The 21,897-nt window shown below is 64.7% G+C and carries 20 protein-coding genes and 2 tRNA genes; 8 read left to right on the top strand and 14 right to left on the bottom strand.

The window, feature by feature from the left end:
* Positions 1-84: 84 nt before the first annotated feature.
* Both IT472_RS00355 and IT472_RS00350 read right to left on the bottom strand, forming a co-directional pair.
* Positions 85-492 carry an HIT family protein gene (locus IT472_RS00355; RefSeq protein ID WP_297176660.1) on the bottom strand — a complete coding sequence of 136 codons (408 nt, stop codon included), beginning with the start codon at positions 490-492 and terminating at the stop codon, positions 85-87.
* Positions 489-1,295, bottom strand: coding sequence for a dienelactone hydrolase family protein (locus IT472_RS00350; RefSeq protein ID WP_297176658.1), 807 nt, complete (start codon positions 1,293-1,295; stop codon positions 489-491). The genes IT472_RS00355 and IT472_RS00350 overlap by 4 nt, the downstream gene beginning before the upstream one ends.
* Positions 1,296-1,365: 70 nt before the next feature.
* Between IT472_RS00350 and rimO the strand changes: the two genes are divergently transcribed.
* Positions 1,366-2,703 carry a 30S ribosomal protein S12 methylthiotransferase RimO gene (rimO, locus tag IT472_RS00345; RefSeq protein WP_297176655.1) on the top strand — a complete coding sequence of 446 codons (1,338 nt, stop codon included), beginning with the start codon at positions 1,366-1,368 and terminating at the stop codon, positions 2,701-2,703.
* Between the two features lie 148 nt (positions 2,704-2,851).
* On the opposite strand, the gene greB is transcribed toward rimO, so the two are convergent.
* The 4 genes from greB to IT472_RS00325 all read right to left on the bottom strand — a co-directional run bounded on the left by greB (position 2,852) and on the right by IT472_RS00325 (position 6,733).
* A complete protein-coding gene (greB, locus tag IT472_RS00340; protein ID WP_297176653.1) occupies positions 2,852-3,355 on the bottom strand; it encodes a transcription elongation factor GreB in 504 nt (167 codons plus the stop codon).
* On the bottom strand, positions 3,352-4,578 hold the full coding sequence (locus IT472_RS00335; protein WP_297176650.1) for a hypothetical protein: 1,227 nt from the start codon (positions 4,576-4,578) through the stop codon (positions 3,352-3,354). The genes greB and IT472_RS00335 overlap by 4 nt, the downstream gene beginning before the upstream one ends.
* A 91-nt stretch (positions 4,579-4,669) precedes the next feature.
* On the bottom strand, positions 4,670-5,185 hold the full coding sequence (locus IT472_RS00330; protein WP_297176646.1) for a copper resistance protein NlpE N-terminal domain-containing protein: 516 nt from the start codon (positions 5,183-5,185) through the stop codon (positions 4,670-4,672).
* Positions 5,186-5,221: 36 nt separating this feature from the next.
* A complete protein-coding gene (locus IT472_RS00325) occupies positions 5,222-6,733 on the bottom strand; it encodes a helicase HerA-like domain-containing protein (RefSeq protein ID WP_297176644.1) in 1,512 nt (503 codons plus the stop codon).
* Positions 6,734-6,875: 142 nt separating this feature from the next.
* Here IT472_RS00325 and IT472_RS00320 point away from each other — a divergent pair, with 142 nt between their 5' ends.
* On the top strand, positions 6,876-8,396 hold the full coding sequence (locus tag IT472_RS00320; protein WP_297176641.1) for a transglycosylase SLT domain-containing protein: 1,521 nt from the start codon (positions 6,876-6,878) through the stop codon (positions 8,394-8,396).
* A gap of 30 nt (positions 8,397-8,426) precedes the next feature.
* Positions 8,427-8,831, top strand: a complete 405-nt coding sequence (locus IT472_RS00315) for a hypothetical protein (protein WP_297176638.1) — start codon at positions 8,427-8,429, stop codon at positions 8,829-8,831.
* A 9-nt stretch (positions 8,832-8,840) separates the two neighbouring features.
* Here the strand turns inward: IT472_RS00315 and asd are convergent, their stop codons facing one another.
* Positions 8,841-9,683, bottom strand: coding sequence for an archaetidylserine decarboxylase (asd, locus tag IT472_RS00310; RefSeq protein WP_297176635.1), 843 nt, complete (start codon positions 9,681-9,683; stop codon positions 8,841-8,843).
* Entirely contained in the window at positions 9,680-10,321 is a 642-nt protein-coding gene (locus tag IT472_RS00305; RefSeq protein ID WP_297176632.1) for an SCO family protein, read from the bottom strand. Before IT472_RS00305 ends, asd begins: the two co-directional genes overlap by 4 nt.
* Before the next feature lie 79 nt (positions 10,322-10,400).
* Between IT472_RS00305 and prmB the strand changes: the two genes are divergently transcribed.
* Entirely contained in the window at positions 10,401-11,345 is a 945-nt protein-coding gene (gene prmB, locus IT472_RS00300) for a 50S ribosomal protein L3 N(5)-glutamine methyltransferase (protein ID WP_297176629.1), read from the top strand.
* A 111-nt stretch (positions 11,346-11,456) separates the two neighbouring features.
* Here the strand turns inward: prmB and IT472_RS00295 are convergent, their stop codons facing one another.
* The 4 genes from IT472_RS00295 to IT472_RS00280 form a co-directional block, all read right to left on the bottom strand.
* Complete coding sequence (locus IT472_RS00295) at positions 11,457-11,957, bottom strand: GNAT family N-acetyltransferase (protein ID WP_297176626.1); 501 nt, start codon at positions 11,955-11,957, stop codon at positions 11,457-11,459.
* 9 nt (positions 11,958-11,966) lie between these two features.
* Positions 11,967-12,242, bottom strand: coding sequence for a DUF1778 domain-containing protein (locus IT472_RS00290; protein ID WP_297176623.1), 276 nt, complete (start codon positions 12,240-12,242; stop codon positions 11,967-11,969).
* 295 nt (positions 12,243-12,537) lie between these two features.
* Positions 12,538-12,614, bottom strand: a tRNA-Asn gene (locus IT472_RS00285).
* 120 nt (positions 12,615-12,734) lie between these two features.
* Positions 12,735-13,265 (bottom strand): GspH/FimT family pseudopilin, encoded by a 531-nt coding sequence (locus tag IT472_RS00280; protein WP_297176620.1) that lies wholly within the window; start codon positions 13,263-13,265, stop codon positions 12,735-12,737.
* 173 nt (positions 13,266-13,438) lie between these two features.
* On the opposite strand from IT472_RS00280, the gene uvrB reads away from it, so the two are divergent.
* Positions 13,439-15,487, top strand: coding sequence for an excinuclease ABC subunit UvrB (uvrB, locus tag IT472_RS00275; RefSeq protein ID WP_297176617.1), 2,049 nt, complete (start codon positions 13,439-13,441; stop codon positions 15,485-15,487).
* A 42-nt stretch (positions 15,488-15,529) separates the two neighbouring features.
* Here uvrB and IT472_RS00270 read toward each other — a convergent pair whose 3' ends face one another.
* Together IT472_RS00270 and IT472_RS00265 are read right to left on the bottom strand one after the other, a co-directional pair.
* On the bottom strand, positions 15,530-17,248 hold the full coding sequence (locus IT472_RS00270; protein ID WP_297176614.1) for a histidinol-phosphate transaminase: 1,719 nt from the start codon (positions 17,246-17,248) through the stop codon (positions 15,530-15,532).
* 88 nt (positions 17,249-17,336) lie between these two features.
* Positions 17,337-18,596, bottom strand: coding sequence for a dipeptidase (locus IT472_RS00265; protein ID WP_297176611.1), 1,260 nt, complete (start codon positions 18,594-18,596; stop codon positions 17,337-17,339).
* Positions 18,597-18,774: 178 nt separating this feature from the next.
* Here IT472_RS00265 and IT472_RS00260 point away from each other — a divergent pair.
* The 3 genes from IT472_RS00260 (at position 18,775) to infC (ending at position 21,581) form a co-directional block, all read left to right on the top strand.
* Positions 18,775-18,849 (top strand) — tRNA-Val (locus tag IT472_RS00260).
* Positions 18,850-19,070: 221 nt separating this feature from the next.
* A complete protein-coding gene (gene thrS / locus IT472_RS00255) occupies positions 19,071-20,972 on the top strand; it encodes a threonine--tRNA ligase (protein WP_297176608.1) in 1,902 nt (633 codons plus the stop codon).
* A gap of 57 nt (positions 20,973-21,029) precedes the next feature.
* Positions 21,030-21,581, top strand: a complete 552-nt coding sequence (gene infC, locus IT472_RS00250; protein ID WP_297176605.1) for a translation initiation factor IF-3 — start codon at positions 21,030-21,032, stop codon at positions 21,579-21,581.
* Positions 21,582-21,897: the final 316 nt, after the last annotated feature.

The following is a 21,897-nucleotide window of genomic DNA, read 5'->3' as shown; positions in this document are numbered from 1 at the left end:
CTCACGTAGGCTTGCCTTGGTCGAGAGTGAGGGTTGCGCAGGGCGAACCGAAGCAGGGCCAAGCATAACGGTGTGGTTGGTTCCTCAAGCCAATACGCCACGCAGTGCCGTCACGCGTTCGACCAACTCCTCCGGCTCGTACGGACGGGCGTCGGCGGCGCCCCAGACCGGGCGCGGCCAGGCGATGTCGTCATGGAAACGGGCGATGACGTGGACGTGCAACTGCGGGACCAGGTTGCCGAGTGCGGCAACATTGAGCTTGTCCGGCTTGAACAGGGTTTTCAGCGCGCGCGAGGCGATCGCGATTTCCGCATTCAGCAGGGTGCGTTGTGAGGGCGTCAGGTCGATCAGTTCCACCGCGTCCTGCACCTTCGGTACCAGCACCAGCCAAGGGTGGTTGGCATCGTCCATCAAGCGCACTTCGCACAGCGGCAGGTCGGTCACCGGTGCGGTGTCGTCGGCGAGTCTCGAGTCCAGGTGCCATTTGTTCATGACAGGTGCTCCGTGAGGAAGGCAAGGCTGCGCTGCCAAGCCAGCGCGGCGGATGCGGGTTCGAAGGGTGGATCGGGGTCGCGGTTGAAGGCGTGGTCGGCGTCTTCGTAAACGAACACCTGGGATTGCGGCTGTTTTTGTCGATGCTGGGCAATGGCCTCTGCCGGGATGGCGGGGTCGAGTGCGCCGAAATGGAACATCAATGGGGCGCAGGCCGGCTCGTCCAGAAACGGCAGGTTGCGGGTGGCGTAATAACTGACAGCGGGCAGGCCGAGCCGGGTGTTGGCCAGCAGGGCCACGGTACCACCCCAGCTGAATCCAACGACACCGACCGGATGGCCAAAGCCATTGAGCATGTCGAGTGCGGTTTCGGTGGTGTCGATCGCGCAATCCAGCCCGAGTCGATCCACCGTGGCGCGCCCACGGTTGGAACCGGCGAGATCGGTGGCGAACACCAGGCCGGGTTCGATCAGGTCGAAGTAGGCCGGCGCCATGGCGATGAATCCGGCTTGGGCCAGACGCTGGCACAGGGTCTGGTAGTGCGGCAGCATGCCGTAAATTTCGTGCGCCACCACCACCGCGCCGCGGGGGTCGCCCTCGGGCTGTTCTAGCCATGCCTGCACGCTGCCGCAGGCGGTGTACAACGGCTGCCATTCGCCCATGGTGTTCCTCGTATCTCCATGGCCGGGATCGGCCAAGCGTGATCCACTCCGACCCTGCCGAGGGTAGTCGCCACGCGATGCGAAGTCGAACGCCGGAACCGGCGTAGGATGGCGGGAATGGCCGGCGCAGGCAGGGGTCATGGGTGATGACCTTCCGGGTGGCCAATGGACCAGCCCGTATAATTCCGCACCTTTTCCTGCGTGTCGCACCATGTCCCTGCAGCAGCCAAAGATCGGATTCGTCAGCCTCGGCTGCCCCAAGGCCTTGGTGGATTCCGAACGCATCCTCACCCAACTGCGGGTCGAGGGATACGACCTGGTGCAGACCTATGACGATGCCGACGTGGTGGTGGTCAACACCTGTGGCTTCATCGACAGCGCGGTGGCCGAATCGCTGGACACCATCGGCGAGGCATTGGCGGAAAATGGCAAGGTGATCGTGACCGGCTGTCTTGGCAAGCGCGCCGATCTGATTCGCGAAGCGCATCCGGGCGTACTGTCGATCAGCGGCCCGCAGGATTACCAGAGCGTGATGGACGCGGTGCACACGGCGCTGCCGCCCAAGCACGATCCCTTCCTCGACCTGTTGCCCGACTACGGCCTGAAGCTCACCCCGCATCACTACGCTTATCTGAAGATTTCCGAAGGCTGCAACCACCGTTGCACGTTCTGCATCATCCCGTCGATGCGCGGCGATCTGGTGTCGCGCCCGGTCGATGAGGTCCTGCGAGAAGCCGAGAAGCTGGTGCGCGGCGGGGTCAAGGAATTGCTGGTGGTGTCACAGGACACCAGTGCCTACGGCGTGGATATCAAATACACGCCGCGGCTGTGGCGAACCGGAATGTACGAAACCCGGATGAAGGCACTCTGCGAAGGCCTGTCCGAGCTGGGCGTGTGGACACGGCTGCATTACGTCTACCCGTACCCGCATGTGGATGAGGTGATCCCACTGATGGATGACGGGAAACTCCTTCCGTACCTGGATATCCCGTTCCAGCACGCCAGCCCGCGTATCCTCAAATTGATGAAGCGCCCCGGCGCGGTTGACAAGACCCTGGAGCGGATCCAGCGTTGGCGCGAGATCTGCCCGGAATTGACGATCCGCAGCACCTTCATCGTCGGCTTTCCCGGCGAGACCGACGACGAGTTCGAGCAGCTGCTGGACTTCCTCGACGAAGCCCAGCTCGACCGCGTCGGCGCGTTCGCCTATTCGCCGGTGACCGGCGCCAAGGCCAATGACCTGCCGGATCCGGTTGATGAGGACGTGAAGCAGGAGCGTCTGGCGCGCTTCATGCAGCGGCAGGCGGAGATTTCAGCAAGCAAGCTAGAAGCCAAGGTCGGTAGCGTGCAGACCTGCCTCGTTGATGCGCTCGATGGTGAACTGGCGATCGCACGCTCGATGGCCGACGCGCCGGAGATCGATGGGCTGGTGCAAATCCAGGACGGCCGCGACGCCGGCCTGCGGGTGGGTGAATTCGTGCAGGTGCGGATCATGGGCAGCGACGAGCACGACCTGTACGGCGAGGTCGAGTACAACGCTGGAAACTGAAGCCCTTCTCCCTCCGGGAGAGGGGTTGAGGTGAAGGTATGGGGCCTGCGGTGCCGATGCCCGTGCCACACCCTCATCCGCCCCCGCCTTCGCGGGGGCAGGCTCTGCGGGCACCTTCTCCCGGAGGGAGAAGGGAGACGGGAGACGGTCAGTCGCGGTAGCGCACTGCCACGATCACGAAGCTGGCTTTGCCGCCCGGTAGCTGGGCCTCGAATTCATCGTCCACGCGCTTCTTCAGCATGACGCGTGCCAGCGGTGCGTCGATGCTGATCCAGCCCAGCTTCGCATCGGTTTCGTCGGGGCCGACGATGCGGTAGGTCACGCTGTCACCGCTGTCGATGTTTTCCAGTTCCACGACGGCACCGAAAAACACTGCAGACGGGTCGCTCGGCGCGGCGTCCACAACTTTAAGTACCTCCAGCCGCTTGCTGATGTAACGCACGCGGCGGTCGATCTCGCCCAACTGCTTCTTGCGATAGATGTACTCGGCGTTTTCCGAACGATCGCCTTCTGCGGCGGCGGCCGATAACGCTTTCACCACCTCGGGACGACGCACGCGCCAGAGTTCATCCAGTTCGGCTTTCAGCCGATCATGCCCGGCGCGGGTGATCAGCGCGGTGCTTGCCGCGGCGGGTGGTCGCCAGCGGCTCATGCGCTCGGCAGCGACTGGATCGCCGCATCGATGCGGGCGATGGCGGACGCGTCCCGCAGCCCGGCGCGCGCAGAGAGCAGGGTGTCGCGCGCGGCAGCGAGATCATTGAATCGCTCGTGCAGCAGTTGTGTAGCGCGCAAGGCCCATTCCACTGCATTCGGATGGCGCGGATCGATCCGCAACATCGATCGCCACGCATCCACGGCCAGCCGGAACATGCCAAGGTCCAGCGCCCGTTGCGCCAGCCATTCCCCATGCCCGGGATCGAGTCGTGCGAACGCGGGATTGTCGCGCACCGCTTCGAGCAGCAGGGCCAAGGCGGCATGGTCCTGCTTGTCATGCGCCAGCATGGCGATGGACCGGCCGGCGTGCTCGTCCAGTGCTTCGCCATCACCGGCTTGGCGCAGCAGTTGCCGGTAGCGCTCGTGCACGGCCATCGTCACCGTGTGCTCGCGGATTTCGTCACGCAGCACGACGATCGCACCGGCCATGTCGCCTTCCGCGACGTGCGTGTCCACGCGCTCCAACAGGTGCTGGTCGCGATCCTGCAAGGTGGGCAGCGTGTCCTCATGCGCGGATGGCGTGTAGCCGAGGCGGCCGTGGTGCTGGTACATCACGCGCCCCAGCAAATGGAAGCTGGCGAACAAGCCCCAGTAGAACAGCGCATCGACCAGCAATGAGGCAAGGAATACCGGCAGCAGCGATGCCAGCAGCCTGCCCGAAAGCAGGGCAGCCAGTTGGAAGATGAACAATGCGAGGGCGATGAGAAAATAACTCGCACCGATGCGCCCGATCATGCGCAGTGTGTTGGCTGGGTTGAGTGCTTCCAGCAAACCGGCGCCCATCGCCAGGGAGGCCAGGAGGCAGGGCTGGATGAGGGCAAACAGCGCCAGCACCAGCACCCCGGCCGGGGCCATGTCCTTCTCCATGGCGAACCTGACGGCGACCAACAACAACAGCAGCAGGCTGAGCAGGCGCCAGACCGCGCCGGTCTGCGCCTCGATGGCAACAGCCGGCGAATCGTTGTGGCCGTGGGCAGTCCGCAGCAGGATTTCGAAGGCGTAGTAGTAACCGGAGAAATACGCCACGATCACGAACAGCCCGCCGGCTCCGGGCAGCCACCCCAGCATGCCGAACGCGGTCAGGACGATCAGGCTCAGCAATGCCGCGCCGCGCAGCGGGTAGAGCAGGATCTCGCCCGGGGACTGCCAAGGCGAAGTCATGACGGGGACGGGGCGTGGCGGTGGCTGCGGCATGGGCCGCTGCGGGGCAGGCGAAGCCGGGCGCGTGCTAAGGCGGGAACGGCGCGATCCGTCAGCGCGCGCGCGTCAGCACGTCCGGCGTCACGTTGCGGGCCAGCGGCGTGCCGTCGTCATCCAGCCGTGTCAGCGTGTCCTTGGTGCTGACCGCCCACAACTGGCTCCCGTCTTCCTTGCGGATCGGGTCCAAGCGCAGGCGCTTGCCACCTTCTTCGGAAGTCCAGTTGCCGGTGTTGCCCGGGTTGTTGCCGCTGCGCTTGACCGTGTAACTGCCGTCGACGTTGAGCGTCAAGGTGGCGGTGTCGCTGCCGCAGCCCTGGCATGAGATCGGGCCTTGGTAATTGCCCGCGAAAGTGGCGGGGGGCGGTTCGGCCACGGTCGGCACGTCCGGAACCTGCTGCAGGTCCGCGACCGGCGCTGCGGTTGCTGGCGTGTTGCCCGCCGGTACGGCGTCGCCCGCTTCGCGCGCTTCCTGCAGCAGGGTGTCCTGTTCGTTCGCCGGCTTCTTGCAACCTGCGAGCGCAAGGGTGGCCAATCCCACTGCCACGGCCAATGAAAGCTTGCGAATCATGGGGAACTCCTGGGTAAAGATTGGGTGCCGATCAGGTCAACGCTTGCCGCCGAAAATACCGCCGAGGATCCCGCGCATGATCTGCCGACCGACCTGGCTGCCAACCGTGCGTGCGGTCTGCTTGGCCATGGTCTCGATCATACCTTGCCGCCGTTTGGTGCCGAACAGCGCGTCCTTCACCGCACCGCCGAAGCCGTGCTCGTTCGGGTCTTCCTGTGCCGCGGTCTTGGCGGCCGGGGCCTGCGCCTGCTCGGTCTTTGCATCGGCTTTCTGGGCCAGTCGTTCTGCGGCGGAATCGCGGTCGATCGCGGTGTCGTACTTGCCACCCACGGGGCTGCTGGCGCGCACCTGTGCGCGTTCGGCCTCGGTGATCGCGCCCATTCGGCAGCGCGGCGGTGCGATCAGGGTCTTTTCCACCGGCATCGGCACGCCCTTGTCCAGCAGCATCGACACCAGGGCCTCACCGACCCCGAGCTGGCCGATGGCCTGGGCCACGTCGAGCGCGGGATTGGCGACGAAGGTTTCCGCTGCGGTCTTGACTGCTTTCTGGTCGCGCGGCGTGTAGGCACGCAATGCGTGCTGGACGCGGTTGCCGAGCTGGCCGAGCACGTTGTCCGGCACGTCATCCGGGAACTGCGAACAGAAATACACGCCCACGCCCTTGGAGCGGATCAGCCGCACCACTTGCTCGATGCGTTGCTGCAGCGCGGGCGGTGCATCGTCGAACAGCAGGTGTGCTTCGTCGAACACGAACACCAGCTTGGGTTTTTCCAGATCGCCCACTTCCGGCAGGGTTTCAAACAGTTCCGAGAGCAGCCACAGCAGGAAGCTGGAATACAGGCGCGGCTTCAGGATCAGCTGGTCGGCGGCGAGGATGTTGACCACGCCGCGGCCGTCGTAGGTGGTGCGCATCAGGTCGGCCAATTCCAGCGCCGGCTCGCCGAAGAACATCTCGGCACCTTCCTGATCCAGCCGCAGCAGGGCGCGCTGGATGGCAGCGATGGATTGGGTGCTGACCAAGCCGTAACTGGTCGAAACGTCCTGCCGTTCCTCGGCGATCAGACCGAGCAGGGCACGCAGGTCGGCGAGGTCGAGCAGCAGCAGGCCGCGGTCGTCGGCGAGCTTGAACAGGATGTCCAGCACGCCGCTTTGGGTGTCATTGAGTTCGAGGATGCGCCCAAGCAGGGTGGGGCCGATCTCGCTGACTGTGGTGCGCACCGGGTGCCCGAGCTTGCCCCACAGGTCCCAGAACACCACGGGTGCCGCTTCGTTGCGGTAGCCACTGACGCCGATGCGTTCGACCCGTTGCTGCAGCTTGTCACTGCTGGTGCCGGGAACAGCGAGGCCGGCCACATCGCCTTTGACGTCGGCCATGAACACCGGCACGCCGAGGCGGGAAAATCCTTCGGCCAGTGTCATCAGGGTCACCGTCTTGCCGGTGCCGGTGGCGCCGGCGACCAAGCCGTGGCGGTTGCCGTAGCCGGGCAACAGCACGACGCTGCCGCCTGCATCGGTGGTGATGGCCTTGCCGACGAGTATTGGGTCCATGGCGCGCTTCGGGTCAGTCAACGTTCGGTGACCGGTCTGATTCTAATGCGATTCCAGGCCTACGGCATGGGACCGATGGCGGTTGCCAGTGCATCATGCCCACGGCTACCCTGCATCCTCTTCAATGCCCCAAGGCCGCGTAATGACGGGTCGATCCTTTTGCACAGCCTTCATCCTGAGTTTGGTGCTGGCCGCCACGACCACGGCGCCGGTTGCCCAGGCGAGTTCTCGCAGTGACCAAGCCGCAATTGCCGTATTGCAGCAACGGATGGCAGCGGCGGAAAATCGCTACCGTGACGCCCAGGCGATGGAGGATGAGGACGCTGGATCCAAGGCTGCACAACAAGCACTTGCCGACATGCAGGCGGTCGTCGGTGACTGTGCGAAGCAGCGGGGCTGCGTGGTGGCGGACATGCTGGAGGCGTATGAGCGCCTGTTGAAGGCCAATGCGGAAAACCTTGCCGGAGATGAATCCAGCGGTGACCCGATCGACGAAGGCGAGCTGGCTGGCACTGACGTTCCTGATGAAGCCAGCGCCAACGTGTTGCTCAGCGAGGAGGGGCGTCGTTTCGTTCGCACGGTGCAATTCAACCCGGCGGTGCAGGCTGGCATCAAGCGCTGGTTGACCGATCTACGGCCATCACTGATGGACAGTTACGAGAACTACCGCTACATGCAGCACCTGATGTCGCCGGCGTTCAGGCAGCGTGGCCTTCCGGAAGCGCTGTTGTTCGGGATCATGGCCAAGGAGTCCAACGGTAAAGTCCACGTCGGCTCGCGCGCTGGTGCGGTGGGCCCGCTGCAGTTCATGCCAGCCACTGGCAGGCGCTTCGGCTTGGGCGATGACGGCACCGGATTCGACACCCGATACGACCCGCGTGCATCGGCCGATGCAGCGGCGGAATTCCTCTCCGAACGCCTGGCCCAACTCAACAGCAGCATCGAATTGGCGCTGGCTGGATACAACGGCGGCGAAGGACGTGCGCTGCGGGTGTTCCAGGCCACCGGTGGCCGGAGCTTCTGGGATTCGGATGTGTACAGCCAGTTCCCGGCCGAGACCAAGGACTACGTGCCGATGGTGATCGCCGCTGCGTGGCTGTACCTGCATCCGAAGGATTACGGGATTCGCTGGCCGCGGGTGAGCGTGCGTCCGGCCACGGTCCAGTTGGTCCAGCCGGCATCGTTGTACGAGTTGACGATCTGCCTCGGCAACTACGGCTCGCGCGATGGCTACCTGCGCGCCTTGCGCAACCTCAATCCGCGTTGGGCACCAGCAACGACCTTGCCTGTTGGAACGACACTCAACGCAACTGCGCGCATTGCTTGGCTGTACAGGCTGCACTGTCGCAGCGGGTCAAGGGTCGAGATGGCCAGGGAGTTGGTGGCCAGCGATGTCAATGCGGCGATCGTGCGGGTTGGGGATCCAGTCAACGCATCGTCGCCGCCAGCGACGCCTTCGCCGAGCCAAGAACCGACTCCGGCACCGTCACGGGCCGCACCCAAACCACGGCAGCACCGGGTCAGGCGAGGCGAGAGTTTGCAGGAGATTGCAAGGAAGTACCGTTGCACCCTGCCCACGCTGGCGCGTTCCAACGGACTGAGGTCGCCGCGGTATGCGATCCATCCCGGGCAGACGCTGGTGTTGAAGGGCTGCAAGGGTTGAACGGTTCCATTCGTTTCGGAGGGGATTGCCATGCTGATGCGACTCCAGCCACTTCGCTGGCCGACTGCACTGGCGTTGATCCTGGCGTTGGGCGGCTGTACGGATGCCGCCACCCGCCTTGCCGGTGACGTCGAGGAGAGTGCGTCCCAGCTTCGCCGGTTTGGCGGCTCGACGATTGTTCTCGAGCACATTCCCAACGGGTTTCCGGAAGGCTGCACGAAGGCATATGACATTCAGTTCAGTGCAGCATCGTCCCTGCTGGTCTGGTGCAAGGATGCCAAGGGCGGCGAAGCCACCAGCAGCCACACGACCACCCACCACCTGCGTTTCGTCAAGGTGCCTGAAACCTTGCGGGTGGAGAAATCGGCGGGTGAGACTACCTACATCACCCTGACCCGCGAAGGCAGTGATGTGGTGGTGAGCGCCATGCGCTGATGCAGTCGTCTAGCGCAGCAGTGCCAGCCGCTGGCCCAGCCGCACTGGGGTTTCCGCAGCAAGTGCGGGATCCAGCGCGGCCACGCCCTTCGGCAGCAGAGTGATGACCGTGCTGCCGTAGTTGAAGCGCGCCATTTCGTCGAAGCGCTCCAGGGTGATGCCCTTGCCGCGCCAGTCCTTGCGGGTGACGGCATCGGCATAGGCGGGAATTTCCACGCCACTCCACACGGTTTCCACGCCCGAAACCAACAGCGCGCCGACCATCACCTGAACCATCGGGCCGAAGTCGGTATCGAAATGACAGGCCAGCCGTTCATTGCGTGCGAACACGCGTGGCACGCTGGCCACCGCGTCGGTGCCGACCGAAAACAGGCGTCCCGGCACGTGCACGGTTTCACGCAGCGTGCCGGTCCAGGGCATGTGTACGCGGTGGTAATCGCGCGGCGAAAGATAGACGGTGGCGAACACGCCATCGTGGAACGGTTCGGCATCGGCTTCGCTGCCCAGCAGTTCGGCGGCGGTGAAACTCTGCCCCTTGGCCTGGAAAATGCGGCCATCGACAATCGGTCCGCATTGGCTGATGTGGCCATCGGCGGGCATCAGCAGGGCATTCGAATCGGGATCGGGCGTGCGCACGCCGGGCTTCAACGCGCGGGTGAAGAAGGCGTTGAAACTTGGATAGGCGGTGGGATCGGGCTGTGCCGCTTCCGAGAGGTCAACGCCGAATTTGCGGGTGACGGTGTCGATCAACCACTGTTTCAGTGGACGGTTGCGGGAATAGGCCAGCCGTCGTGCCAGCGAGGACAGCAGGCGGTGCGGCAGGACATAGGTGAGGGCGGTCAGTGCGTTCATGGGTTGGCCGGGGTCAACGTCGTGAGGTCGTCGGCAAGGCCCTTGATGTCGAACGGCGGCGTGACCACCCCCGCCATCCGTGCCTGCGGGTCCAGCAGCACCAGCGTGGCGGAGTGATCGATGCTGTAGTCATCGGGTCGGCCGCTGGTGCCGGGCACCTTCATGAACACCAGCGACAACGAACGGGCAAAGTGTTGCAGGTCCGGCGCCGGCGCGGTGGCCGCCAGCGAATCCTTGTGGAAGGCATGGGCGTAACCCGCCACCAACTCGGGCGTATCACGTTCCGGATCGGCCGACACGAACAGCACCCGCGGCCGCGTGGCCGCCGGCAATGCCGCCCACTGCTTCTGTGCGGTGGACAGTTGCGCCAGCGTGGTTGGGCAGACATCCGGGCAGTGAGTGAAACCGAGGAAGACCACGGTCCAGTGACCCTTCAGTGTGTCCTGGGTGAGCGGTGCGCCGCTGGCCTGCCGGAGGGCGAAGCCGGGCAGGGTGCGCGGTGAAGGCAGCAGGGTGATGGCATTCGGCGCGGGCAGCGTCACAGGCGCGGGCGCATGGAACAGCAGGCGTGCTGCAATGAAGCCGAGTGCGGCTGAAAGAGCAGCGGCGAGCAGCAGGAGGGCAGTGCGTTTCGGCATGCGGGCGAGCAGGATCCGGGACCGCGATGATACCTGCGTGCGGCCGGTATACTGCTTTCTCCATGATCGGATCGGGCCCATGTCCCAGGAATTGCAGACCATCATCGACCTGATCCGCTACGGCGCCAGCCGCTTCAACGCGGCCGGGCTGACCTTCGGTCACGGCTTCGATAACGCGCTGGACGAGGCCACCCAGCTCACCCTGCACGCCCTGCACCTGCCGCACGACCTGTCGCCGGTGTACGGCAATGCGCGCATCACCGAGGCCGAGAAAGAAGACGTGCTCGGCCTGTTTTTGCGCCGGATCGAAGAGCGCGTGCCAGCGGCCTACCTCACCGGCGAGGCTTGGTTTGCCGGGCTGAGCTTCAAGAGCGACCCCCGCGCGCTGGTGCCGCGCTCGCCGATCGCCGAGATGATCGAAGCCGGCTTCCAGCCCTGGCTGGGCGACCGCGACGTGCGCCGCGCGCTCGACCTGTGCACCGGCTCCGGCTGCATCGCCATCGCGATGGCCCACTACAACCCGGACTGGCATGTCGATGGCGCCGATCTCAGCGTCGACGCGCTGGCGCTGGCCCACGAGAACGAAGCGCGGCTGCTGGTGCGCAACGTCCGCTTCGTGCAGTCGGACCTGTATTCCAACCTGCCCGGCGAACGCTACGACCTGATCGTCAGCAACCCGCCCTACGTCACCAATGCCGAAACCGACGCCCTGCCGCGCGAGTACGCGCATGAGCCCGAACTCGGCCTGCGCGCCGGCGACGACGGCCTCGACATCGTGCTCCAAATCCTGCGCGACGCGCCCCTGCACCTGACCGAAGACGGCCTGCTGGTGTGCGAAGTGGGCGAAGCCGAGCGCGCACTGGTGGCATTGCTGCCGGAGCTGCCGATGCTGTGGGTCGAGTTCAAGGTCGGGCAGATGGGCGTGTTCGTCGCCGAATGCGCCGACCTGATCGAACACAATGCACGGATCACACGGCTTGCCGATGCCCGCGCGGTGAAGTCGGCACCGGCTGGGTTGTTCTAGACCTTCAGCGTGTCCTGCAATGCAGGAAAGAGTGACTTATCAATGTTGTCGAAAATGCGCGGCATGACTCCCCCTCAAATCAATCAATTCGCATTGACGCGCTCGCGATACTCACGGCGCAATCAATTTCCCCAACGGCAAATACAACGTATGCGAATTCGCCATGGCTTCCCGGAAGCCATAGGCGCGATAGAAACGGGCGGCTTTCACGTCCAGTGCATCGACCAGCAGCACCCGCACGCCGAGCGTTTCGCGCAGGGCACTGGCGCAGTTGGCGGCGTGGCCGACCAGAAGCCGACCATAGCGGTGGCCATGCGCACCGGCTGAGACGGCCAGCCTTGCCATGCGGACGGCGGGCACCGGGTAGGTGGGGAGCCGCTTGCGGTCTGCCGGTTGCAACTCGCTCAGGTTCAGTTGCGCTGCGGCGAGGCTGCAATAGCCCAGGATGTGCCGTGGTTGGGCGGCGTCGACCAGCACATGGGTGGTGGCAATGCCGTTGCGCTGGTGTTGCCCGGCCTGCTCGCGCAGGTAGGTGTCCAGGCTCGGCACGCCACAAGTGAAGCCAGCGCGATCGTGCAGGCGACCGTCGAGCAGCGTGAGATGCAACGCCACGGGCGGGTGTCAGCGCGGCTTGGCGAGACGGGCTGCGTCGGCCATGGCCTTCTTCAGCTTGGCATTGGGCTGGAAGGGGGCATCCAGCGCCTTCAGGAAGCGCCGGGATTCTTCCGCCGATAGGGTGACGGTCAGTTCGGCAGCCATCACGCTTTCGGCTTCGCGCAACACCGCATCGCGCACGAAGGCGGATAGCGGCACGCCGCGCAGGTCGGCGGCACGGGAAATCCGCGCCTTGTCGGTGGGGTTCAGGCGCAGGTCGAGGCGGGCGGCAGCAGTAGTCATGGCGGTTCTCCTTGTACGGAATATTACCGTACGGGAGGCGCAAGTCAAATGTCAGACTCAGGACGCTCAGGCGTGCCGACGCACATCGCCACCATCAATTGGAAAGCATCAATCGCCGCCGTCGCTCCCATGCGCACACAGGCGGTGCGAACTCAGCTTCGTCTTCGGGTGCCAGTTGGGCCAAGATTCAGTCTTGATCGGCTTCGCCACGAGGTGCTCCGTTTCGGCCTTGTACTGAAACTGCACCTGCCAAAAGAAAAAGGACCTAGCCGCGAAGCTAAGTCCTTGAATTTCTTGGCGCCCGAAGTTGGACTCGAACCAACGACCCCCTGATTAACAGTCAAGTGCTCTAACCGGCTGAGCTATTCGGGCGGGGGACGCGCATTGTAGTCGGGGCGTCCGTCGCGGGGCAAGCACTGGTGTTCATCTGGGAGCCGCGGTGCGGGTCGGGCTGGCGCAGGCAGGCAACGCTTGCGCCGCGGCGGGCGGGACTCACGCCGGGCACGACGTGGGAGCGGATGGGCGGACGCTGCGGGCGCGGCCGATGTTGTTGACGATGACCTGGCCGAGCAGGGTGTTGCTGCGGCCGCAGATCGAGATCGTGATGTTGCTGCCTCCACTGGTGCCATCGCTTTGATAGACCAGCCGTTGACGGCCATTGCTGCTGGTGATGCGCAGGGTGCCGTCGTCGGCGTGCAGGTCGGTGCGCAGGATGTCGTCGCCGGGACCCGGTTGGCGATCGCGGTTGGTGTCGACATAGACCATCCATCCGCTGCTCCAGTCCATGCCGCCGCTGCAGCGCAATCCATCTCGGCTGGGGCAGACGATGGCGGCATGGTTGCGCGAGATGGCCGCCATCCGGGCCAGCGCGAGGTGCGATTCCAGCGACTCGATCGCAGCGGTTGCGCGCCGATGTTCCAGCAGGCCGGCGAACGGCCCGATCGAAATGCTGGCCAGGATGCCGATGACTGCGGTGGTGACGGACAGTTCGATGAGTGTGAATCCGGCGGTGCTAGGACGCATGGCGAGGCTCCCGAGGGCGTGTGATCAGGCTAGGGCGGCTCCTCGGTGGTGCCGATCAGCCGCTGCCGCGTCGAGACCTAGGATTTCCGGCCGTGTTCGCCTCGGGTGTTGCCGCACCGACAGCCGCCGCGACCGTCGCGCTACACTTCGCTGTTGCGTTGCATGTGCACGAAATGACCACCCCCACGCCCACCGACGTCGAGCTTTCGACCCATTCCGACCGCTTCGAGCTGACGGCGCCCTACCAGCCGGCCGGCGACCAGCCGCAGGCAATCGAGAAGCTCGTTGCCGGGTTCGAAAACGGACTGGCCAAGCAGGTGTTGCTGGGCGTCACCGGCTCGGGCAAGACCTTCACCATGGCCAATGTCATCCAGCGGGTGCAGAAACCGACCCTGGTGATGGCGCACAACAAGACCTTGGCGGCGCAGTTGTACGGCGAGTTCAAGGCGTTCTTCCCGCACAACGCGGTCGAGTATTTCGTCAGCTATTACGACTACTACCAGCCCGAAGCCTACGTGCCGTCGACCGACACCTTCATCGAGAAGGACAGTTCGATCAACGACCATATCGAGCAGATGCGGCTGGCGGCGACCAAGGCCTTGCTCTCGCGCCGCGACACCATCGTGGTGGCCTCGGTGTCGGCGATCTATGGCCTCGGCGCGCCGGAAGACTATCTGGCGATGCGGCTGATCCTGTCGCGCGGTGATCGCATCGACCAGCGCGAGCTGCTGCGGCATCTGACGACCTTGCAGTACACCCGCAACGAGCTGGTGCTCGATCGCGGCACCTTCCGCGTGCGCGGGGAAACCGTGGACGTGTTCCCGGCCGAATCCGACCTCGAGGCGTTGCGGATCGAGTTGTTCGATGGCGAGGTCGAGCAGTTGTCGATGTTCGATCCGCTGACCGGGCAGATCCTGCGCCGGCTGCCGCGCTACGTCGTCTATCCCAAGACCCACTATGCGACGCCGCGTGAACGCATCCTCGCGGCGGTTGGGACGATCAAGGAAGAATTGCGCGAACGCCAGGAACAGCTGTATGCGGCGAACAAACTGGTGGAAGTGCAGCGGCTCAGCCAGCGCACCCAGTTCGATCTGGAGATGATGGCGGAAGTTGGGTTTTGCAGCGGGATTGAAAACTATTCGCGCCACCTGACCGGACGTAAACAGGGCGAGCCGCCACCGACCCTGTTCGACTACTTGCCCACCGATGCGCTGCTGGTGGTCGATGAATCGCACGTCACCATTCCGCAGATCGGCGCGATGTACAAGGGCGACCGCTCGCGCAAGGAGACCCTGGTGGAATTCGGGTTCCGGCTGCCGTCGGCGCTCGACAACCGGCCGCTGCGTTTCGAGGAATGGGAGGCCCGCGCGCCGCGCAGCGTCTATGTGTCGGCCACGCCGGGGCCCTACGAATTGCGCGAGGCCGGTGACGAGGTCGTCGAGTTGGTGGTGCGCCCGACCGGGCTGGTCGATCCCGAGGTCGAGATCCGCCCGGTGACGACCCAGGTCGATGACCTGCTCGGCGAGATCCACGACCGGGTGGCGCTGGGTGACCGCGTGTTGGTGACCACGCTGACCAAGCGCATGGCCGAGAACCTCACCGAATATCTCGGCGAGCACGGCGTGAAAGTGCGCTACCTGCACTCGGACGTGGAAACGGTGGAGCGGGTGGAAATCATCCGCGACCTGCGGCTCGGGATGTTCGACGTGCTGGTCGGCATCAACCTGTTGCGTGAGGGTCTGGATATGCCCGAGGTGTCGCTGGTGGCCATCCTCGATGCCGACAAGGAAGGCTTCCTGCGCAGCAGCGGCGCGCTGATCCAGACCATTGGCCGCGCCGCGCGCAACCTGCGCGGCAAGGCGATCCTGTACGCCGATTCCATCACTCGTTCGATGAAGATCGCCATCGACGAAACCGACCGCCGCCGCGGTCGCCAGCAGGCCTACAACGCCGAGCACGGGATCACCCCGCAGTCGGTGCAGCGGGCAGTGCGCGACGTGATGGAAGGCGCGCGCGCCGAGTCGGGCGAGCTGAAGGGACGCGGCAAGCTCAAGCGCGTGGCCGAGCCGGAGCTGGACTACCAGCGCCTGTCACCGCGGGAGCAGGAAGCGAAGATCCATGCGCTGGAACAGCAAATGCACCAGCACGCCCGCGATCTGGAGTTCGAGGCGGCGGCGCAGGTGCGTGATCAGATTCGGCGGCTGCGCGAGGCGGGGCTTTGACGGCGGGGAGGCCGGCGGCGAGATATGCCCGTCGGTTCACGCTCAGGTGCTGCAATCCGCGTCGAGCGCTTCGCCCGAGGACTTCAGGGCTTCCGCGATGATCGCCAGCATCCGCCGGTTCGTCGCCGCATCCTTGACCGCGATCCGGAACGTCCACGCGTCGATCCGCGTGCCGAAGTTGTCGAGGCTGCGCAGGAACAGCTTGCGCTGGCGGCAGCGCTCGATCAGCACCGATGCGGTGATGGCCCGATCGCGCAGCGAACACAGCAGGAAGTTCGCCTGCCCGCCGATCACGTTGATCCCGATGGCCTCCAGCGCCTGCGCCAACTGCGTGCGCAGCACGCGGGTCGCGGCCCATTGCTGTTCGTAGTAAGCGCGATTGCGCAGGGCGGCGACCACCGCCATCTGGGTTGGCAGGCCGAGCACCCACGGCGGCGTGATATGCCGCACCTGCGCAATCCGCTCCGCATTGCTGCAGAGATAGGCCGCGCGCAGCCCCGAAAGCGCATAGCATTTCGACAGCGATTTGCAGACCACCACCCGCGGATGTGCAGCGGCCAGCGGTTCCAGCGTCATCGCCGGATCGACGTAGTCGACGTAGGTTTCATCCAGCCACAGATGGGTGTCCGGATGCAGGGATTCGAGCAGGGAGGCCAGCGTGGCGTGATCCAGCGTGGTGCCGGTCGGGCTGTTCGGGTTGACCAGGAAAATCCAGTCATGGCCGCGGGCGAATTCGGCGCGCAGTGCTTGCGGATCGATCGCATAGCCCGTCTCCGCCGACAGTGCAAAGCGCTGCAGGTCGCAACCGATCACGTGTTCGAGAATATGGCCGTATTCGCCATAGGTTGGATCCGGCAGCAACACCCGGCTGTGCTTGCCCACCCACAGGCGCATGGCCCGGAACATCAGATCGGACGAACCTGCGCCCAGCGCGAAGTGCGCCTGCGGCAATCCGCGGGATTCGGCCAGCGTTTCCAGCACGCCTTCGGCGTGGGTGGGCGGCGAGGTGCGCATCGCGAAGGCCAGATGCTGCCCGATGGCCGCGACCGCCTCCGGTGCCGGATCGAACCATGCGTCCAGCACGTCGGCGCTGATGACCTCGTCTTTTGCGTCCAGCGCATCGAAGCGTGGGCCGATGGCCTCGAAGAACGCGCCGCCGTGGTAGGCCTTGGCGGGTGGGGCGACCTGGGCATCGGCCGGGCCGGCGGGGGTGGGCGTTGTCCGGAGCAGCCGCGCGCCGTGGCGCTGGAAGCCGGCTTCATCGATCAACATCAATTCGTAGCTGACGCGTCCGGACTGAATGCTCAATCCGAGCCGCTGGAAGCCGAGGCCTTCGTAGAGTTCGAGGATTTCCCGGCGGCCAATCGCGATGGCCTCGGTGGCACCTAGCGCGTGCAGGTGTCCGAAGGTGGCTTCGACCAGCCGCCGCAGAAGCATCGAGTGCCGGTACCCGGCGCAGACGGTCAGCAGCCGCAGTTCGTACAGGGAGGAATGGAACCGGATCGGCAGGTCCGTGCGGGAGAAATACTTGTCGATCGAAAACGTGGCGGCCGTGGGCGGGGTGATCGCGACGAAGGCCACCACCCGATCCTGTTCCAGCACGACGATGTAGTCGTTGACGGCATCCAGCGCGTCGCGCAGCGCACCTTCCGCATTGCGCGGATGCTGGCCGAGTTCTTCCGCGTAGACGGCGTGCCGAATCCGGTAGATTTGCTCCCGGTCCGAACCGGTGGCGAGGCGGGTCGTGAATCCGGATCCCATCGCATGGCCCCTGTCGGTGTGACGGATTGTCCGGGTCTGTGGGGTTCAGCGCACGCTTCCTGCGGCGTGGACGAGTGCGCCGGTCCGCTTATTCCAATGCGGCTTTCACCGCCTGCGGATCGGCCAGTGCCTGCACCTGCCGCAGCAGGCGCACGACGTTGCCGCCCAGGATGCCTTGCACCTGCGCGTCGCTGTAGCCGGCGTCCAGCAGGGCTTGCACCACCTTCGGCAGCGCGGTGATGTCCTCGTAGCCGATGACGCCGCCGCCGCCGTCCCAGTCGGCGCCCAGGCCCACGTGCTCCCAGCCCGCCACCTCGATGATGTGCAGCAGGTGGCGCATGTAATCGTCGAAATCCGCCTTGCGGATGCCGTACTTCCCGTCGAGCGCTGCCATCTGCGCGCGGAATTGCGCGCGTTGCTCGGGCGTCAGGGCATCGGGGTTGCCCATCGATTCCCACAGTTTGCGCATCTCGGCGCGGTATTCGGGCGTGGCGCCGGTATCGATCAGGTAGCCGCCCAGCGAGTTGACCTGGATCACGCCGCCTTTCGCAGCCAGCGCGCGGATGCGCGCATCGTCGATGTTGCGCGAGTGCGCGAAGACATCGTAGGCGCCGCTGTGCGAAAGGATGATCGGCGCTGTGCTCAGTTCCAGCATCTGGTCGAAGACGGCGTTGGATGCGTGCGACTGGTCGATCAGGATGCCGAGACGGTTGGCCTCGGCGATCAACGCCTTGCCCTGCGCGCTCAAGCCGCCGTGTTCGCCTGCGGGGGCGACGCCCATGCCGGCCGAATCGGCGAAATCGTTGTGGCTGGTATGCACCAGCGACAGCATGCGCAGGCCTTGTTTGTAATAGAAGCTCAGCAGGCTTGGGTCTTGCTCCAACGGGTAGGCGTTTTCCATGCTGATATAGACCGACTTTTTACCGGCGGCCTTGATCCGCGCCGCATCGTCGGCGGTGGTGGCCAGTTCGAACTTGTCCGGGTTGGCCGCCACCATCTCGCGGATTTCGGCCAGTCGCCTGAGGCCGGCGTCGCGTGCCTGGCGATTGCCGGCCGCATCGCGGGTGCCCTGGCCGGTGTAGATCACCCAGAAGCCGCCGTCCAGGCCGCCTTCCACCATGCGCGGGTAGTCCACCTGGGATCCGTCGACTTGGTAGGAGTGGCGGTCGGTGATCTTCCAGCCCGGATTCGAGAACAGCCCTGGGGTGTCGAGATGGGTGTCCAGGTTGATGGCCTGCGCCTGCACGGCGCGGGCGCGGGCGCTGATGGTGGCCGGGCCGGTGCCGGCGGTCACGCAGGTGGAGGCGGCCAACAGCGTGGCCACCGCGATCGTCCGAGCCAGTCTCATGGCGGTCCCGTCGTGGATGGATTGCCGGGATAGTGGCACGGATTGCTTCGGAACCGTGTCGGCCATAGGTCATGGACGCCGTCACAGCAGCGCAGCTTCGCCGAGTTGCCAAGCGGCACTGCGGGCTTCACCGTGCTTGTCCGCGTACGGGCAAACACGCTACAATTCGCGCCCTTGCGGGCGGTTAGCTCAGCGGTAGAGCACTACCTTGACATGGTAGGGGTCACAGGTTCGAACCCTGTACCGCCCACCACGCTTCCGGCGTGGTCACGACGTGAAAGGTGCATCGAGGAACAGGTGGCCTGCGGCAATGCCGGCCGAGCGTGCGACATGGACACTAGTAGCGACCAGCACTGAATCCGCCGACGCTTTCGATCCCCGATGGATCATCGAAAGGCGCTTCGGCGCCTTTTTCGTATCCGCGATCCGATTTTCCCGGCTGGCTGCAGTCGGATGCCTCCGAGACATACCGCCATGGTCAATATCACCCTTCCCGACGGCTCGATCCGTCAGTTCGAACACTCCGTCAGTGTTGCCGATGTCGCCGCCTCGATCGGTACCGGGCTGGCCAAGTCCACCTTGGCCGGCAAGGTCGATGACCGGCTGGTCGACGCCAGCTTCGTGATCGAACGCGACGCTGCACTGGCCATCGTCACTGAAAAATCGCCGGAGGCGCTGGACATCCTGCGTCATTCCACCGCCCACCTGCTGGCGCAGGCCGTGCAGCGCCTGTTCCCCGGCGCGCAGGTGACCATCGGTCCGGTGATCGACAACGGCTTCTATTACGACTTCGCCTATGAGCGCCCGTTCACGCCGGAAGACCTGCCGGCGATCGAGGCAGAGATGCACAAGATCGTCAAGGAAGCGCTGCCGCTGGCGCGCAGCGTGAAATCGCGCGACGAAGCGGTGGCGTTCTTCAAGGGGATCGGTGAGGCCTACAAGGCCGAGATCATCGAAAGCATCCCGGCGGATCAGGAGCTGTCGCTGTATTCCCAAGGTGAGTTCACCGACCTCTGCCGTGGCCCGCACGTGCCCGGCACCGACAAGCTGCGCGCGTTCAAATTGATGAAGGTGGCGGGTGCCTACTGGCGCGGCGACCACAACAACCAGATGCTCAGCCGCATCTACGGCACCGCCTGGATCAACGATAAGGATCTGAAGGCCTACCTGACCCAGTTGGAAGAGGCGGAGAAGCGCGACCACCGCAAGATCGCCAAGGCGCAGGACCTGTTCCATCTGCAGGAAGAAGGGCCGGGGCTGGTGTTCTGGCATCCGAAGGGCTGGAGCATCTGGCAGGTGGTCGAGCAATACATGCGCGGCGTGTACCGTGCCACGGGCTATGGCGAGGTGCGCTGCCCGCAGATCCTCGACGTGGATTTGTGGAAGAAGTCCGGCCACTGGGACAACTACAAGGACAACATGTTCTTCACCGAGTCCGAGAAGCGGACGTACGCGGTGAAGCCGATGAATTGCCCCGGCCACGTGCAGGTGTTCAACCAGGGCTTGCACAGCTACCGCGACCTGCCTATCCGCTATGGCGAGTTCGGCGCCTGCCATCGCAATGAACCCTCGGGCGCGCTGCACGGCATCCTGCGCGTGCGCGGCTTCACCCAGGACGACGGCCACATCTTCTGCACCGAGGGCCAGATCGAATCGGAAGTGCGCGCGTTCCACGAACAAGCGCTGAGGGTGTATTCCGATTTCGGTTTTTCCGACATCCAGATCAAGATCGCGCTGCGCCCGGATTCGCGGCTGGGCGACGATGCGACCTGGGACAAGGCCGAAGCCGCGCTGCGCGATGCCCTGCGTGCCTCCGGCGTGGAATGGCAGGAATTACCGGGCGAGGGTGCGTTCTACGGGCCTAAGATCGAGTACCACCTGAAAGATGCGATCGGCCGCACCTGGCAGCTCGGCACCATGCAGGTCGACTTCATGATGCCGGGCCGGCTGGGCGCCGAATATGTCGATGAACACAGCCAGCGTCGGCATCCGGTGATGCTGCACCGTGCCATCGTCGGCTCGATGGAGCGTTTCATCGGCATCCTGATCGAGCACCATGCCGGCCAGTTCCCGGCGTGGCTGGCGCCGGTGCAGGCGGTGGTGATGAATATCACCGATGCGCAGGGCGATGCCGCGGAGGAGATTCGGAAAACCCTTGCGAATCAAGGATTCCGCGTGATTTCGGATTTGCGGAATGAAAAAATCGGCTATAAAATCCGCGAGCACACGCTGCAGCGTGTCCCGTACCTGCTGGTGATCGGAGATCGCGAGAAGGACAACGGCACGCTGTCGGTGCGCACGCGGGGTGGGGAAGACCTCGGCAGCATGGCCGTTGATGACTTCATTGCGCGTCTGCGTGCGGAAGGCGTTGCCTGACGCCGCAGTGGTTCGAATACGGTTCGTGATTCCGGAATCACGGACCAACCTGCCCAGATGGGCCCATGTTTGGAGATAGCCACAATCAGTACCCCGGACACGAAGCAAAATCGGCGCAACGGCGAGATCCGCGTTCCGCGCGTGCGCGTCATCGGCAGTGATGGCGAGATGATCGGCGTGCTGACGCGCGACGAGGCCCTGCGCATGGCGGAGGACGAGGAGCTCGACCTGGTCGAGATCCAGCCCAACGCCGACCCGCCGGTCTGCAAGATCATGGACTTCGGAAAGTTCAAGTTCGAACAGCAGAAGAAGGCCAACGAGGCGAAGAAGAAGACCCGCCAGGTCGAGATCAAGGAAGTGAAGTTCCGTCCGGTCACGGACGAGGGCGATTACCAGATCAAGCTGCGCAAGATGCGTGAATTCCTCGCCGAGGGCGACAAGATCAAGGTCAACATCCGTTTCCGTGGTCGCGAGATGAGCCATCAGGAATTGGGGCGCGACATGGCGACCCGGATCGAGACCGATCTGGGCGAAGACATCCTGATCGAATCCCGTCCGCGGCTGGAGGGCCGGCAGATGGTGATGATGATCGCGCCGAAGAAGAAGTGAGTCCCGCGAGGGCGGCTGCCGGGGATTCCGGGCAGTCGCTCCCCGATACTCGCTTGGTGCCCGAAAGCCCCGGCCGTCGCCTCTAGACTCTCCGGTAGCTCGCAAAGCTCTGATTTCGCAAGGAAACATTGCAAACCAGGCATCGGCCCGCCATAATGCGCGGCCCGGTTCGCCGGGTTTGTGGTCGAGTTCCAACAGGACCCGCCCGGAGTCTTTCTGAATCAAGGGCTTACCACCGGCAGGGCAGGATGGAAAGTGTGGCGAAGCCGCAAGGTGCCGCCGCCGCCTCGGCCAGTTTGTTGATTTCGCAAGGATT

It is taken from the genome of Thermomonas sp. (assembly GCF_020850895.1).
Classification (GTDB): Bacteria; Pseudomonadota; Gammaproteobacteria; order Xanthomonadales; family Xanthomonadaceae; genus Thermomonas.
The sequence above is the reverse complement of the archived record's forward strand: the minus strand, read 5'-3'. Positions and strand labels throughout refer to the sequence as shown.